Source organism: Nocardiopsis sp. CNR-923 (assembly GCF_001942255.1).
Lineage (GTDB): Bacteria > Actinomycetota > Actinomycetes > Streptosporangiales > Streptosporangiaceae > Nocardiopsis.
Window position 1 is genome coordinate 1 of the sequence record NZ_MKKC01000104.1, and the last position, 15,557, is coordinate 15,557.

Here is a 15,557-nt window from a genome sequence, read left to right on the forward strand (position 1 = left end):
CCACCCGGGGACCGACCCCACCACCCCCGCTCCGCCTTGGAGTGCATGCCCTGTGTCTGCGACACCGGCTCGCTCCGCCCACCACCACCCGGGGACGACCCCCACCACCCCGCCCCACTGCGGCGGCCCCGGCCGGGATCCGACCCGGCCCGCCCGACCCGGCCTCCGGTGACGTCCGACACACCCCGGCCCGAGAAGGCCCACGCCAGGGCGAATCCGGTTCGGTTCCGACCCCGCTTCGCGGAATAGGCGGGCGGAACGGGTACGTTGACCCTTCGGGCGAGCCCGTCGGCGGAACCAGGCACGGGTGCCCTCGACACTCCGCGGAACGGTGACTGGATGACGGACACGAACGCGACGGGCGGCGCGACCACCGCCCTCAGCGCGCACTGGTTCGAACCCCACGAGCTCCCCGAGCGGCCGGTCGTGGTCACCGGGGTCTTCGACGTCCTCCACGTCGGACACGTCCGCTTTCTCCAGAGCATCGCCGAACGCGGGCTGCCGCTGACCGTCGGCATCGAGTCCGACGAGCGCGTGCGCGCCTGGAAAGGCCCCGGCCGCCCGGTCAACCCCGCGGAGGAACGCGCCGAGACCATCGCGGCCCTCGGCTGCGTCGCGGCCTCCTTCGTCATCCAGGGACTGTCCGAACTGGCCGACTGGGCAGCCTACGCTGACCTCCTGCGCCCCCTCGCCCCCGCCGCCCTGGCCTTCACGGAGGGCGACCGCTTCACCCAGGCCAAGATCCGCGGCGCCGACGCCCTCGGCGCGCAGGCCTGGGAGCTTCCCTTCACCCCCGGCCGTTCCACCACGGCAGCGTTGGGCCGCCTCGCCCACTCCCTCTGACCCCCACCCCCGACGTTCCTCCTGCGAGCCGTGAGGGCGCGTCCCGGTCCGGGAAGCGCCTCCACCGCACCGATGTTGTCGCATGCGTGGCGAACTGGCGAGACGAACGAGGCTGCTCATGATGTCTGGGAGGCCCTCCTACCGGGCCCTGGTCAACGACGGAAGCGCCCGGGGGCACCGACTGCCCCCCGGCATCACCCGTCGCATCATCTCCTACGCCCGCCCCCACTGGCGGCGATCGCGTCCTACCTCCTGGTCACCGCCGTGGGCGCGGGCATCGTGGTGGCCAACCCCCTCCTGCTCAAGGCGATCATCGATCAGGGCATCCTGCCGGGGAACAGGTCCCTGGTGGTGTGGCTGGCCGCCGCCGCGGCGGGTCTGGCCGTCCTGGAGGGGGTGCTGAACCTCCTCGGCCGGTGGCTGTCCTCCCGCATCGGCGAGGGTGTCATCTACCTTCTGCGCACCCAGGTGTTCACACACGTGCAACGGATGCCCCTGTCCTTCTTCACCCGCACGCAGACGGGATCGCTGATCAGTCGGCTCAACACCGACGTGGTGGGCGCCCAACGGGCGATCACGTCGGTCCTCCAGTCGGTGGTGTCCAACCTGATCAGCGCGACCGCCGTCATCGTGACGATGCTCGCCCTGTCGTGGCGGGTGACCCTGGTGGCGCTCGTCCTGGTGCCGCTCTTCGTCGTCCCGGCGAAGCTGATCGGCCGCAGGCTGGCGCACATCTCGCGCGACGCCATGGACACCAACGCCGACATGAGTTCGCTGATGACCGAACGGTTCAACGTCGGCGGGGCGATGCTGGTCAAGCTCTACGGCCGCCCCGAGGAGGAGTCGTCGGGCTTCGCGCGGCGCGCGAGCCGGGTCCGCGATCTGGGGGTGCGCCAGGCGGTGTACGGGTCGCTGCTGTTCAGCATGCTCGGTCTGATCACGGCGCTGGCCCTGGCGATGGTCTACGGCGTCGGCGGCCTGCTGGCGATCGACGGCGCCTTCGAGGTCGGCACCCTGGTCGCGCTGACCACCCTGCTCGCCCGTCTGTACGGCCCCGTGACGACGCTCTCCAACGTGCACGTGGAGATCATGACGGCCCTGGTCTCCTTCGACCGGGTCTTCGAGGTGCTCGACCTGAGGCCCGGGATCGAGGAGAGCCCGCACGCGCGACCGCTCCCGAACGGCCCCCTACCGGTGGAGTTCGAGCACGTGTCGTTCCGCTACTCCGGCTCCGGGGAGCCCTCGGTCGCGTCGTTGGAGGCGACCCCGCAGGCGGTGATCGACGCCGAGACCCAGGTGCTCAGCGACGTCTCCTTCCGTGCCGAGTCCGGCACGATGGTGGCGCTGGTCGGTCCGTCCGGCGCGGGCAAGACCACGCTGACCCACCTGGTGTCGCGACTGTACGACCCGACCGAGGGCCGTGTCCTGGTCGGCGGCCTGGACCTGCGCGAGGCCGCGTCGGACTCGCTGCGCGACGCCGTGGGCGTGGTCACCCAGGACGCGCAGCTGTTCCACGACACGGTCGGCGCGAACCTGCGCTACGCCCGGCCGGACGCCACCGACGCCGAGTTGGAGGAGGCACTGCGGATGGCGCGGCTGGGCCCGCTCCTGGAACAGCTGCCCAACGGCCTGGACACGATGGTGGGCGACCGTGGCTACCGGCTGTCGGGGGGCGAGAAGCAGCGGCTGGCGATCGCGCGGCTCCTGCTCAAGGAGCCGTCCATCGTGGTGCTGGACGAGGCGACCGCGCACCTGGACTCGGGTTCGGAGGTGGCGGTGCAGGAGGCGCTGTCGGCCGCGCTCGCGGGACGTACGTCGCTGGTGATCGCGCACCGGCTGGCCACGGTGCGCGAGGCCGACCAGATCCTGGTGCTCGAAGACGGCCGCATCCTGGAGCGGGGCACGCACGAGGAGTTGCTGGGGCAGAACGGGCTCTACACGGCGCTGTACCGCACGCAGTTCGCTCCGCAGAGCGGATAGGGGTCGGGGGGGTGGGGGCGCGAGGGGGCCCGCGCTAGCGGTTCTTCTTCGCGCCCTTCCCCGCCTTCTTCTTCCCCGCGCGCTCGCCCTGCCTCCCCTTGGCGGCCTTCTTCCGGGCCTTGCGCTCGGACTTCTCGCGTGCCTTCTTGCGCTCTTTCTTGGTGTTCTTGGCCTTCTTGGTGTCCTTGGCCTTCTTGCGCTTCTTCGGTTTCTTGGCGTCCTTGGAGGTGACGTGGTCGGCGAGGGCGTCGGGTAAGGGCGCCAGGCCGGGCCCGCCCCGGACGATCCAGTCGTCGATCGCCTCGACCAGCGCCTCGTCGGTGATCCCGCCAAGCCAGACCGGGCGGCCTCCAGCGGTCCTGCCCTCCTGGGAGGGCTGCACGACCACGACGTTGCGCTGGAAGCAGATGCCCAGACACTTGCTGGTGCGGACGGGGACGGTACAGCCCGACCGGTCGTCGATGGCGCTGAGCCGCGCCAGCTGCGCCTTGTGGTCGACTCCCGGGACCTTCTTCTTCCTTCCGCAGCAGCAGCCGCGGCAGACCGTGAGCTGGCAGGGGCGTCCGCCGAGACCGCTCACACCCGCACCGCCTCACCTGAGGTTCGCCTTACCTCACCAGCGTAACTCTGGCACAAACCAGCTTTGACCAGCGGATACGGGGTATCGCGCACACGGGAGCGCCGAAGGGCGGGCCAGCGCGTCCGTGGACCCGCCGTGCCCGCCCCGGGTGGGTGAGACGTCTCCCCTACTTCCTCCGGTCCTCCTCCGCACGCTTGCGCAGGTACTCCGTCGCGGCTCCGGCTCCCTTGTCGATCACGTCGTCGTGGGCCCCGCCGGTGGCCTTCTTCGCTGCCTCGGCGGTCTTGTCGACGACCTTGCGCGCCTTGTCGGCGTTGTCGTCGACGGCCTTCTTCAACCGGTCGAACGCATCTCCGGTACCGGACATGGAATCCCCCCTAGATCCGTCCTGCACCTACCGCGATACCCGCTCGGCCCGACGTTCATGCGGAGCGCAGCGGTATCGGCACGGTCTGTGCGGCTTCGGTACCGTGCGTACGGGTCCGGGCGGCTCAGATGCCCAGGACCGCGCGGGCGATCGAGAAGTAGATGATCAGGCCCGTGGCGTCGACCAGCGTCGCCACCATGGGCGAGGAGACCACCGCCGGGTCGACCCCCACCTTGCGCGCGAGCAGGGGCATGGACGAGCCGATGATCGCCGCCCACGTGCACACCGCGATCACCGAGCAGGCGACCACGACCGCGATCTCGAACCCGACCAGCAGCGTGCCGATGCCGAGCGCGAGCACGGCCAACACCACGCCGAGTAGCAGCCCGACCCTGGCCTCCTTCCAGATCACCGCCGGAAGGTCACGCACCCGCACCTCGCCCACCGCCAGTGCGCGCACGATCGTGGTGGCCGACTGGGCGCCGACGTTTCCGCCGGTGCCGATGAGCATGGGCACGAACATGGCCAGGGCCGTGACGGCCTCCAGCGTGTCCTCGAAGACCTGCATGACGTTGACGGTCAGCGTCGCCGCGACGATGAGCAGCGTCAGCCACACCACCCGCGCCGCGACCAGGCGCACCACGCCCACGGACACGTAGTGGTCACCGAGGGGGCTCGCGCCGGACTGGCGGGCCATGTCCTCGGAGTCGGCGGCCTCGATGACCTCCAGGGCGTCGTCGAACGTGAACAGCCCGACGAACCGCTCCTCGGAGTCCACTACGGGCAGCGAGACCAGGTTGGCCTCCTGGATCAGGCGGGCGGCGTCCTCGACCGGTTCTGTGGCCCGCACCCGCGGCGCCAGCACGTCGACGATGTCCTTGAGCACCTGCTCGTCGTCGGCGACGACCAGGTCGCTGAGGCCGACCGTGCCCATGAGGCGGCGGCCGTCGCTGACCACCGGAAGGCTGTAGATGGTCTCGGCGTCGGCGCCCCTGGCCCGCACCACCTCCAGGGCACGGCCCACGGTGAGGTCGCGGTGCAGGATGACCGTTTCCGGGGTCATGTACCGGCCGACGGACTCCTCGGGGTAGCCCAGCAGCGCAGCCGTCATCTTGCGCTCGGCGGCGCTCAGCCCGGCCAGGGCACGGGTGGCGATCTTGGCGGGGACCTCCCCGATGAGGCGGGCCCGGTCGTCCGGGTCCATCTCCTCCAGCAGCTCGTGGAAGGCGGCGTCCCGCAGCCCACCGAGGATCATCTGCTGCTGGCCGGGGTCGAGCTCCTCGAAGACCTCCAGCTCCCGGTCCTTGTCCAGGAGCCGGAAGGGGATGATCGCGTCGCGGTCGGGGATTCGGGTGAGCTCGTCGGCGATCTCGTGGGGCATGTGTTCGGCCAACCAGAGCCTGATGCCGGTCAGGTCGTTCCTCTCGACCAGTTCGTAGAGCTCTTCAGCGCGCTCGCCGTCCGCCATGCGAAGCACCCCCTCGCGTCTTCAACGCCGCGCGGGACCGCCCGCGGGGCCGCCTGTGTCGTCTCGTGTCCCCCGGTGCGGTACCGCCTCCTCCGGACGGAGCGGGCAGCCGTGCGTGCGACGGCGCCGAGGGGAGGAGGGGAAAGCGGGCGCGGCGGCCCGGGGATGTTCGTCGGCCGCGCCGGAACCGGGAGTCGGGTCGACCCTACCGCCCGGAGAGCCGGGGATCCGCACGCGCGGCCCCGTCGAGTGTCAGTCGCGCCAGAGGACGACGAGCGCGCAGTCGTCGTTCTTGTCCTTGCTGAGTACGTCGACGACCTTGCTCGCGCCAGTGGCGAAGCCGCGTGTGACGACCGACTCGGCCACGCCCAGGAGGCGGTCGATCCCGGCGTCGAGGTCCTCGCCGGGCGTCTCGATGAGTCCGTCGGTGCACAGCATGATGGCGTCGCCGGGCCTGAGCTTGCCCTCGACGGAGGTGTAGGTCATCTCCGGAATGACGCCGAGGACCACCCCCTTGGCCTCGGTGGTGCTCCACACCCCGCAGCCGCTGTCGTAGTGCAGGGCGGGCGGATGGCCGGCCGAGGCGATCTGGTACTCACCGGTGTCCAGGTCCACGCTCAGGTGCACGGCCGTGACGAATCCCTCACCGCCGCCGTCGCGGATGAGGTAGTCGTTGCAGTGGGCGAGGAAGTCGCCGGTGGGCACTGCGCCGATGAGGCCGCTGAACGCGCCCGAGAGCATGAGGGCCCGGGTCCCGGCGTCCACGCCCTTGCCGGAGACGTCGACGACGGCCAGGTCGAGCCGGTTGTCCCGGCGGTTGGACACGACGAAATCGCCGCCGAAGGACGACCCGCCCGCCTGGCGCAGGACGGCGGTGCGCCCCCAGCCCTGGGGCAGGTCCGGCATCCGGCCCTGGTGTCGCAGCCGGTCGCGCAGGTCCAGCAGCATCATCTCGCCGCTGAGTCCCTGCACCCCCAACCGCTCGCGCACGCCCGACAGCAGGTAGGCCAGCACGGCGGTCACGCCGATGGTGACCAGCAGTCCGGGGCCGACCTGGCCGAAGTCGAGCATGGACGCGACGAAGACCAGGACCGCCGCGACCACGGTGAGCAGGAAAGCCAGGCTCTTGCGCTTGAGCAGGAGCCCGCCCGCCAGGACGGTGAGGATGGTCGAGCTGGGCGGGAACCAGCCGGTGGGGCCCCACACGGCGCCCACGCCGATCCCGACCGCCAGTGTGACCAGGGTGATGAGCACGAGCCGGTAGCGAAAGAGCACCTTGCGCCGGAGCACCGCTACGAGCCGCTGCGTGGTCGTACGCAGCAGCCGGGTGGTCTTGGCGGTCGGTGTGGGCTTCATGTGTCCCCTGGATTGGCGCTCCCGCGCGCACGCGGGCGGTTCGGGTTTCTCGGAAGGTACGGCCGCGCTGGGGCGGAGACGTTCGGTACCGGATCGGGCGGTGGTCGGGTGCGGGGCACGCCCTGATGACCGTGGCCGGGGGCGCCGTCGCGCCGTCATCGCCGCGGAACGAGCGATGAGAGGCTGGCCACTGTGCACGAACTGTAGCGCGGGGGCGCGGGCGTGGCACGCGCAACCAGCGGTGTTCTCTCCCATAACCGCTGGTTTAGGTTCATCCGATAACCGAGCGTAGGGATACGGCCCCTGTTCCTACAGGGTTCTGGTGGGTTTTCCGGGACGAACATCCTCTCTCGGACACGGGCACCGTGTCCGGAACGTAGAGGACGCGACCACAGGTCCCGGCCCCGGACACCGGACCCCCGGGGTTCGCGCGCACCGGTCCCGGACAGCGGTCCGCCCCCGCGCCGGGACGGGCACGGGGGCGGACCGGACCGGTTACTTACGGAAGCGGTGGGAGCTCGCCGGACTCCTCGTAGGCCGACAGCATGGCGATGCGGCGGGTGTGCCGCTCCTCGCCGCTGTACGGCGTGGAGAGGAAGACCTCCACGAAGCGGGTCGCCTCCTCCAGGGTGTGCATCCGGCCGCCGATGCCGAGCACGTTGGCGTCGTTGTGCTCGCGTGCCAGGCGGGCGGTGTCCTCGCTCCAGGCCAGGGCGGCACGGACACCCTTGACCTTGTTCGCGGCGATCTGCTCGCCGTTGCCCGACCCGCCGATCACGACCCCGAGCGAACCCGGGTCGGAGGCGACGCCCTCGGCGGCGCGCAGGACGAAGGGCGGGTAGTCGTCCACGGCGTCGTAGACGAACGGCCCGGCGTCGACGACCTCGTGGCCGCGCTCCTTCAACCAGGAGACGAGGTGTTCTTTGAGCTCGTAGCCCGCATGATCTGATCCAAGGTAAACACGCACGTGCCCAGTTTGGCAGGTCACACGGGCCGTCTGCGCCCCGCCCCGCCCCATCCGGCCTGGACGGGCGGGGCGCGGGGTTCGGGAGGGTCCCTCAGGAGGAGGCGGCGGCCGCGACACTCAGGCCGAGGGCGGCGAAGAGCGCCATGGAGACCAGGGCGACCAGGTTGTACACCAGGATCGACTTGAGGTCCTTGCCGAGAGGACCTGCCTTGGAGACCGCGGGCTTGTTGCTCAACTCACACCTCATCAGGGTTCGACCGGGGGATATCCGGTCCGCATCTTTCCACACCCCACAACGCGCCGTTCACCGGGGGCGATTCCGCGCGAACGGCGTCGACGGGTGTGACCCGGCGCATATCCGGCCCGGCTCGGGCCGGGCGCGCGGTCAGAGTTGGATCGCCTTGACCTCGCAGAACTCGTCGAGGCCGTGCAGTCCCCATTCGCGCCCGTTCCCTGATCGCTTGTAGCCGCCGAAGGGCGCGCGCGGGTTGAGGGCGCCCCCGTTGACCTCCACCTGCCCCGCGCGCAGTCGTCGGGCGACGGCCAGGGCGCGGTCCGGATCAGCCGACCACACGGCCGCGTTGAGCCCGTACACCGTGTCGTTGGCGATCTCGACCGCCTCCTCCTCGGTGTCGTACGGGATCAGGCACAGGACCGGTCCGAAGATCTCCTCCCGCGCGATCCGCATGCCGTTGTCCACGTCCGCGAAGACCGTCGGGTTGACGTAGTAGCCCCGCGTGCGGCCCTCCACGGGATCGGCGCCGCCGACGACCAGGCGGGCGCCCTCCCGCACGCCGACGCGCACGTACTCGCGGACCCGGTCGAGCTGGGCGGCCGAGACGAGGGGGCCCATACGGGTGGACTCGTCCTCGGGATCCCCGGGGACGTACCTGGCCGCGGACTCGGCGGCCAGCCGCACGGCCTCGTCGTAGGAGTCGCGGTGCACGAGCATCCGGGTTAGCGCGTTGCAGCTCTGCCCGGTGTTGCGCATGACGTCGGCGACGCCGCGCTTGACCGCCTGGGCGAGGTCGGCGTCTGGCAGGACGACGTTGGGCGACTTGCCGCCCAGTTCGAGCGCCACCCGCTTGACGGTCTCGGCCGCGACCTGGCTGACCCGGGTCCCCGCGCGGGTGGAGCCGGTGAACGAGACCATGTCGACCCCCGGGTGGGCGGCGATCGCCTCGCCGACGACCGGCCCCGTCCCCGACACCAGGTTGAACACGCCCGCGGGCAGGCCCGCCTCGTGCAGGACCTCGGTGAACGCGTACGCGGACAGCGGCGCGACCTCGCTGGGCTTGAGGACCACGGTGTCGCCCGCGAGCAGCGCGGGCACGACCTTGAGCACGATCTGGTGCAGCGGGTAGTTCCACGGGGTGATGGCGCCGACGACGCCGACGGGCTCGCGCACGATGAGCGAGTTGCCCTGGTGTTCGCCCCCGAAGTAGCGGTCGCCGACCTCCTCGACCAGGTCGACGAAGGTACGGAACATCAGGGCGGGCAGACCCGCCTGGACCATGCGCGCGAACCCGACGGGCGCGCCATGTCGCGGGTCACGACCGCGGCGACGTCGTCGACACGGGCTTCGTACAGTTCCAGGGCCTTGGCCAGGTGCGTCACCCGCTGGCCCGGGGTGAGCGCCGACCACACGGGCAGGGCCGACGCGGCGGCCGCGACCGCCGCGTCGACGTCCGCGGCGGTTCCGGCCGGCACGGTGTCGATGATCTGCTCGGTCGCCGGGTTGAGCACGTCCAGGCCCGCGTCGGAGGCGGACGCGCGCCAGGCGCCGTCGATGTAGAGGGATCGCATGTCCCCACTGTCGCAGAACGGGTTTCTGGTTGGCCAGCGGCGAGGGCCGGTCCGGTGGATTCCCGGACGCGGGATCAGTCCCAGTGCGGCGGGCGTTCGTCGACGAGTCGTGCGGTGTCGTCGTCGACGCCCTCCTCCCCCCAGCCCAGAGGCCGCTCGTCGCTGGTGGTGTCGGGCAGGATGTCGAGGTCGTCGAAGAAGTCGACCCTGCGGTCGCCGTCGGGTCCGGACACGGCCACGCCCCCTGTTCGATCCGTCTGTCGCGTCCGCGGCGGCGCGGACGGGTGGAGGTACCGGGCGGGCTGGCCGCCCGCCCGGATCCGACCTTAATCGAAAGTGGGCTGGTCGAAGCTCGGCTCGGCGGTGCGGGTGCGCTTGAGTTCGAAGAAGCCCTCGACGCCGGCGACCAGGCGGACGCCGTCCCAGAGTCTGGCGGCCTCCTCGCCACGCGGGGTCGGGGTGACCACGGGGCCGAAGAAGGACACGCCCTCCACACTGACGACGGGCGTGCCGACGTCCTCGCCGACCAGCTTCATCGCCTCCGCGTGCGAGGCGCGCACGGCGGCGTCGTACTCGGTGGACTCGGCGGCGGCGGCGAGCCCCACCGGCAGACCGGCGTCCTTGAGGGCGTCCCGGTAGGTGTCCAGGGTGCGCGGCTTCCTCTCGTGGTGGAACCCGGCGCCCAGAGCGGTGTAGAGGGGACCCAGGGCCTCCGCGCCGTGCTGCCGCTCGGCCGCGGCGCACACGCGGACCGCGCCCCACCCCGTGTCGTTCAGGCGGCGCTGTTTCTCCGACAGCCCCTCCTTGCCCTCGTTGAGCACCGACAGGCTCATGACGTGCCAGCGCACGCGCACCGGGCGCACCTTCTCGACCTCCAGGAGCCACCTGGAGGTGATCCACGCCCAAGGGCACGCGGGGTCGAACCACATGTCGGCGTAGGTGACGTCGGGTTCTGCGGGGGACTGCGTCATCATCGCTCCTCGGTCGCGGTGGGGCGGCCGGCCGTGCCGGGCCCGCCGAGAGTGGACAACCAGCCGCGAGGCCACACTGTTCCCCGCCTCGTCCGCCACCCCGCACGCGGCCGGGAGCGGCCTCGGGGAGAGGACGTGTCCCGCCCGCGAGCGCCCGGGACCACCCGCCCGGAGTCCCGCGAACGGGCCGGCGCGACCGAATCGCGAAGGACGGTTGCGCATTCCTCGTCCACGCGTGGCAGGATCGAAGCCGAGTGATGACGACGATTCCGGTCGGCGACGACGGCGGCCGTGGAGGGAGCGTGGCGTGGCGGGGAACCTGACACGGGACGAGGCTCGGGAGAGGGCGCGGATTCTGGGCGTCGACTCCTACGCCGTGGAGCTCGACCTGACCACGGGCGAGGAGACCTTCCGGTCCACCACCGTGATCCGTTTCTCCAGTGCGGAGACCGCGCCCGGACGTTCGTGGACCTCACGGCTCCCACGGTGCTGTCGGTGCGGCTCAACGGCCGCGAACTGGACCCCGGGGAACTGTTCGACGGTGAGCGCCTGATCCTGCCCGAGGTGGCCGCGGACAACGAACTGACCGTCGTGGCCGACGCGGCCTACATGCGCACCGGCGAGGGCCTGCACCGGTTCGTCGACCCGGTGGACGAGTCGGTGTACCTGTACACCCAGTTCGAGACGGCCGACGCGCACCGCATGTACGCCTGCTTCGACCAGCCCGACCTCAAGGCGACCTTCGAGCTGACGGTCTTCGCGCCCGACTCGTGGCACGTGGTGTCCAACAGCGCCTCCGACGTCGAGCGCGAGGCCACCGGAACCGAGGGCCGGGTCCGCTGGCACTTCCCGCCCACGCCGGTGATGTCGACCTACATCACCGCACTCGTCGCGGGCCCGTACCACGTGGTGCGCGACGAGCACGACGGCATCGGTCTGGGACTGTTCTGCCGCGCCTCCCTGGCCGAGCACCTGGACGCCGACGCCCTGTTCGACGTCACGAAGAAGGGCTTCGACTTCTTCCACGGGCTCTTCGACCTGCGCTACCCGTTCGGCAAGTACGACCAGCTGTTCGTGCCGGAGTTCAACGCGGGCGCGATGGAGAACGCGGGCGCCGTCACGTTCCTGGAGGACTATGTCTTCCGTTCCCGCGTGACCGACGCCCGGTACGAGCGCCGCGCGAGACCATCCTGCACGAGATGGCGCACATGTGGTTCGGCGACCTGGTCACCATGCGCTGGTGGGACGACCTGTGGCTGAACGAGTCCTTCGCGACCTACGCCAGCGTCTACTGCCAGGCCAACGCCACCCGGTGGACGGACGCGTGGACCACCTTCGCCAACGTGGAGAAGGCGTGGGCGCTGCGCCAGGACCAGTTGCCCTCGACCCACCCCATCGCGGCCGACATGGTCGACATCCAGGCCGTCGAGGTCAACTTCGACGGCATCACCTACGCCAAGGGCGCCTCGGTGCTCAAGCAGCTCGCGGCGTACGTGGGCGTGGACGCGTTCTTCGCCGGGGTGCGCGCCTACTTCAAGGAGAACGCCTTCGGCAACACCGAGCTCACAGACCTCCTGCGGCACCTGGAATCCGCCTCGGGCCGCGACCTGTCGGACTGGTCGCGCGAGTGGCTGGAGACCACGGGCGTCAACACGATGCGCCCGGACTTCGCGGTGGACGGCGACGGGAACTTTACGTCGTTCACGGTCGTGCAGGAGCCGCCGAGGAGCACCCGACGCTGCGGTCGCACCGGTTGGCGGTCGGTCTGTACGACCGTACCGGGAACGGCGTCGTGCGCCGCGAGCGCGTCGAGCTCGACGTCAGCGGCCCCCGCACCGAGGTCCCCGAGCTGGTCGGCCAGGCCCAGCCGGACCTGGTCCTGATCAACGACGACGACCTCACCTTCACCAAGATCCGGTTGGACGAGCGGTCCCTGCGCACCGTGGTGGAGGGTGTCGGCGAGATCACCGACTCCCTGCCGCGCGCGCTCGCCTTCGGCGCGGCCTGGGACATGACCCGCGACGCCGAGATGGCCGCCCGTGACTACGTTGACCTGGTCATCTCCGGGATCGGCGGCGTGGACGACGTCATGGTCGCCCAGACGCTGCTGCGTCAGGCCACCGCGGCGCTGATCAACTACGCCGACCCGGCGTGGCGCCCGATCGGCTTCGAGCGCCTCGGGGGCCGGCTCCAGGAGCTGCTCAACACCGCCGAGCCGGGCGGCGACCTCCAGCTCGCCTACGCCAACGCCCTGGCCGACTCGGCGCGCACGGACGCCCACCTGTCGCTTCTGCGGGGACTGCTCGACGGGGCGATCACCGTCGACGGCCTCAAGATCGACACCGACCTGCGTTGGACGCTGCTGCGCCGCCTGGTCGCCCAGGGCACGCTCGGGGAGCCGGAGATCGCCGCCGAGCTGGCGTCCGACCCGACCGCGACCGGACAGCGCCACGCCGCCGGCGCCCGGGCCGCCATCCCCACCGCCGAGGCCAAGGCCACCGCGTGGGAGCGGATCGTCGGCGCCGACCTGGCCAACGCGGAGTTTCGCGCCACGCTGCTCGGCTTCACCGAGCCCGGCCAGGCCGAGCTGTACCGCCCGTTCATGGAGAGGTACTTCGCCCAGCTCGCCCCGGCCTGGGAGAAGTGGACGGGCGAGTTCGCGCAGACCTTCGCCGAGATGATGTACCCGAGCGGCCTGGTCGAGGAGGCCACGCTGGAGCGCACGGACGCCTACATCGCCGAGAGCGACCCGGCCCCGTCGCTGCGGCGCCTGCTCGTGGAGGGCCGTGCCGGTGTGGAGCGCGCGCTGCGTGCCCGCGCCAAGGACATCGCCACGGGCCAGAGCAGGGTCTAGGACACGACCGGCGGGCCCCCGGAAGACGCGGACCGCGTTCCCCGGGGGCCCGCCGCATGGTGGGGGCGCGCCCCGAGGCCACTGGCCGGTCCGGGGCGGTTCCACGGATGAGCCGTCGCCGTTCGCGGGGCGTTCGCGGGGTCCGTGCGGTGTGGCCGGCTCCTACAACACGCGGCCCTGACCGCCGCCGACCGGGCCCAGGGTCCGGCGGATACGCGCCACGGTGCGCGGGTCGGCCAGCAGCTCGTCGACGAGCACCGGTTCACCCTCGCCACTGGTGAGCGGGATCCGCCAGTTGGGGTACTCCGTGCTCGTGCCCGGCTGGTTCTGCATCCGCCGCTCCCCCACCACATCGGTCAGCGCCACGCCGATCATCCGTGCCGGGGTGGCCACCAGGTAGGCGTGCATCGCCGCCACCACCGAGGCGGGGTCGGTCACCGGGTCCACGTCCTCGTCCAGCAGCCCCAGCTCCACCAGCAACGACCGCCAGCGGTCGACCCGTGCCTCGGACTCGGTCAGCTCCTCGCTCAGGGGACGGTCCAGCAGCCCCAGCCGGTCGCGCAGCTCGACGTGCTCGCCCGACAGGAACGACGCCACCGGGGGCAGGTCGTGCGTGGCCACGGTGGCCAGGCAGTCGGCGCGCCACTCGTCGGGGGTGAGCGGCTCGCCCTCGGAGTCCTGCTCGAACCACAGCACGGAGGTGCCCAGGATTCCCCGGTCGGAGAGGTGGTCCCGGACCCAGGGCTGCACGGTGCCCAAGTCCTCGCCGACCACCACCGCGTCGGCCCGCCGGGCGGCGAGCAGGAGCGAGCCGACCATACCCTCGTGGTCGTAGCGGATGTAGGTGCCCTCGGCCGGGGAGGCCCCCTCGGGCACGCACCACATCCGGAACATCCCCATGACGTGGTCGACGCGGACGCCGCCCGAGTGCCGCAGCGACTGTCCGATGATCTGGCGGAGGGGCGCGTAGCCCAGCTCGGCGAGGCCTCGCGGGTGCCAGGGCGGCTGCCCCCAGTCCTGCCCCCGCTGGTTGAACTCGTCGGGCGGCGCCCCCGTGTGCAGGCCGCCGACCAGCGCGCCGCCGTACATCCACGCGTCCGCTCCGCCAGCCTGCACGCCGATCGCCAGGTCGTGCACGATGCCCAGGTCCATGCCGCCGCCGCGGGCGGTGATCTGCGCCTGGGCGAGCTGCTCGTCCAGGACCCACTGGAGCCAGCGGTGGAACTCCACCTCCGGCCACAGGTCGAGCGCCTTCTCCCCCACCGCGTGCGATTCGACGTCGCGCAGGTGGGGGGGCCAGGTCCGGAAGTCGTTGCCGTGCTCCTCGGCGAGCGCGCTCCAGGTGGCGAACTCGACGAGGGGTCGGCCCTCGCGCTGCAGGTAGGCGCGCAGCGCGGCCTCCCGGCCGGGCGCCCGGGGCACCTGGAAGAGCACCTCCAGAGCGGTGCGTTTGGCCCCCCAGACGGCGTCGCGGTCCAGCAGATCGGCCGTCCGGCCGCGTTCGCGCAGGGGGCGGGCCAGGCGCTGGATGCCCTCGCGTTGGGCCGGGTCGAGCCGCGCGTACTCGGGGATGTCCTCCACCCGAACGTACAGCGGGCTGGCGTAGCGGCGGCTGACTGGCAGATAGGGCGACGGTTCCACGTGGCCGAGGGGTTCGGTGGCGTGCATCGGGTTGACCAGTACGAAGTCGGCGCCCAGGTCCCGGGCGCCCCAGTCGGCGAGCTCGGCGAGGTCACGTAGGTCCCCCGTGCCCCACGAGGCACGGGAACGGACACTGTAGACCTGCGCCATGAGCCCCCACAGGCGCCGGTTCGCGCGCAGGGCGCCGGGCTCGATTCGGTCGGGGACCACGAGCAGGGGCGCGTCGTGTTCGGCGCCGCCGTCCTCGACGCGCAGCGTGTGCACACCGAGCGGCAGGCCCGGGTCGAACGGCAGCAGGGAGCCGTCGCCGGTCTCCACGGTGCTGCGCGCGCCCTCGGGAAGAACCAGGTCGGGAGCCTTGCCTTCACGGACGACGACGGCGGGCGGCAGCGGGCTCCGTCTGGTCGCGGGGCGGGGGTCCTCGGGGTCCACCCCCAGTGCCGCCAGGACGTGGCGGATCGTGTCGGGGCTGACGGGCACGCGTCTGCCCCGCCAGTCCTCGTAGGCGGTCGCGACTCCGTACTGCTCGGCCGCGCGGGCCAGCTGAACGTCCCTCACAGCAACCGATCATGCCCTAACCCGGGCCGCGTACACCGCAGGACCGCACGGCGTGGGGCCAGAACGTCCCCCACGGCAGCCGTAAACCCCATCGCCGCACCGTGCCGCCCTGTGTGCATAATGAGCGGGGTGCTGTCCAACTACCGGCGTGTCTTCGCCGTTCCCC

The 15,557-nt window shown here is 71.6% G+C and carries 10 protein-coding genes and 3 pseudogenes; 3 read left to right on the top strand and 10 right to left on the bottom strand.

What is annotated here, in order from left to right:
- The first annotated feature begins 339 nt into the window (after nucleotides 1-339).
- Entirely contained in the window at nucleotides 340-843 is a 504-nt protein-coding gene (locus BJF83_RS18515) for an adenylyltransferase/cytidyltransferase family protein (protein WP_075927310.1), read from the top strand.
- Between the two features lie 118 nt (nucleotides 844-961).
- Nucleotides 962-2,823: pseudogene (locus tag BJF83_RS18520) on the top strand (ABC transporter ATP-binding protein).
- Between the two features lie 34 nt (nucleotides 2,824-2,857).
- On the opposite strand, the gene BJF83_RS18525 reads toward BJF83_RS18520, so the two are convergent.
- The 9 genes and pseudogenes from BJF83_RS18525 to BJF83_RS18555 form a co-directional block, all read right to left on the bottom strand.
- Nucleotides 2,858-3,403, bottom strand: a complete 546-nt coding sequence (locus BJF83_RS18525) for a hypothetical protein (RefSeq protein WP_075927311.1) — start codon at nucleotides 3,401-3,403, stop codon at nucleotides 2,858-2,860.
- Nucleotides 3,404-3,569: 166 nt separating this feature from the next.
- Complete coding sequence (locus tag BJF83_RS18530; protein ID WP_075927312.1) at nucleotides 3,570-3,770, bottom strand: antitoxin; 201 nt, start codon at nucleotides 3,768-3,770, stop codon at nucleotides 3,570-3,572.
- A 124-nt stretch (nucleotides 3,771-3,894) separates the two neighbouring features.
- The gene (mgtE, locus tag BJF83_RS18535) at nucleotides 3,895-5,238 is read right to left on the bottom strand and encodes a magnesium transporter (RefSeq protein WP_075927313.1); all 1,344 of its coding nucleotides are present in this window, start codon (nucleotides 5,236-5,238) and stop codon (nucleotides 3,895-3,897) included.
- A gap of 252 nt (nucleotides 5,239-5,490) precedes the next feature.
- Nucleotides 5,491-6,594 carry a PP2C family protein-serine/threonine phosphatase gene (locus BJF83_RS18540; RefSeq protein ID WP_075927314.1) on the bottom strand — a complete coding sequence of 368 codons (1,104 nt, stop codon included), beginning with the start codon at nucleotides 6,592-6,594 and terminating at the stop codon, nucleotides 5,491-5,493.
- Between the two features lie 499 nt (nucleotides 6,595-7,093).
- Nucleotides 7,094-7,561 (bottom strand): ribose-5-phosphate isomerase, encoded by a 468-nt coding sequence (locus BJF83_RS18545; RefSeq protein WP_075927315.1) that lies wholly within the window; start codon nucleotides 7,559-7,561, stop codon nucleotides 7,094-7,096.
- A 91-nt stretch (nucleotides 7,562-7,652) separates the two neighbouring features.
- Nucleotides 7,653-7,796 (bottom strand): hypothetical protein, encoded by a 144-nt coding sequence (locus tag BJF83_RS27980; RefSeq protein WP_187347182.1) that lies wholly within the window; start codon nucleotides 7,794-7,796, stop codon nucleotides 7,653-7,655.
- A 150-nt stretch (nucleotides 7,797-7,946) separates the two neighbouring features.
- Nucleotides 7,947-9,367 (bottom strand): annotated as a pseudogene (locus tag BJF83_RS18550) (aldehyde dehydrogenase family protein).
- A 74-nt stretch (nucleotides 9,368-9,441) separates the two neighbouring features.
- Complete coding sequence (locus BJF83_RS27985) at nucleotides 9,442-9,600, bottom strand: hypothetical protein (protein ID WP_187347183.1); 159 nt, start codon at nucleotides 9,598-9,600, stop codon at nucleotides 9,442-9,444.
- A 93-nt stretch (nucleotides 9,601-9,693) separates the two neighbouring features.
- Nucleotides 9,694-10,338, bottom strand: a complete 645-nt coding sequence (locus BJF83_RS18555) for a DsbA family protein (protein WP_075927323.1) — start codon at nucleotides 10,336-10,338, stop codon at nucleotides 9,694-9,696.
- A 307-nt stretch (nucleotides 10,339-10,645) separates the two neighbouring features.
- Between BJF83_RS18555 and pepN the strand changes: the two are divergent.
- Nucleotides 10,646-13,192, top strand: a pseudogene (gene pepN, locus BJF83_RS18560) (aminopeptidase N).
- A gap of 162 nt (nucleotides 13,193-13,354) precedes the next feature.
- Here pepN and malQ read toward each other — a convergent pair.
- Entirely contained in the window at nucleotides 13,355-15,391 is a 2,037-nt protein-coding gene (malQ, locus tag BJF83_RS18565; RefSeq protein WP_075927316.1) for a 4-alpha-glucanotransferase, read from the bottom strand.
- Between the last annotated feature and the right edge of the window lie 166 nt (nucleotides 15,392-15,557).